The organism is Acidovorax sp. SRB_24 (assembly GCF_012931925.1).
The window spans coordinates 1-278 of record NZ_MWOM01000339.1 but is presented as its reverse complement, the minus strand read 5'-3'; the positions used below and the strand labels follow the sequence as shown (position 1 = coordinate 278).

The window sequence follows — 278 nt, the reverse complement described above, 5'->3', positions numbered from 1 at the left end:
CGAGCGCGTGTTCGACCAGCGCATTGCGATCCATGCGGTCGCCGGGCAGTGGGTGGCGCTGCCCCAGCTGCAGAGCGCGGGCGCACCGCCCTGATTTTTTGGGGCGCCGCCGGCCTTGGCCGTGCGTGCGCCCGCTGTTTTTTGGAGAGTCCCCGATGCAGATTGAAACCCCACCCCAAGCCAAGCCCTACGACAAGCCCGAGGGCGAACGCCGCGGCCTGGTCATCGTCCACACCGGCAACGGCAAGGGCAAGAGCACGGCCGCGTTCGGCCTGGCG

General features: G+C 69.4%; 1 protein-coding gene. It reads left to right on the top strand.

The genetic code is table 11. The annotated features are described in order from the left end of the window. Positions 1-155: 155 nt before the first annotated feature. A partial coding sequence (locus tag B2J89_RS22180) for a cob(I)yrinic acid a,c-diamide adenosyltransferase (RefSeq protein ID WP_205763945.1) occupies positions 156-278 on the top strand: 123 nt, incomplete at its 3' end.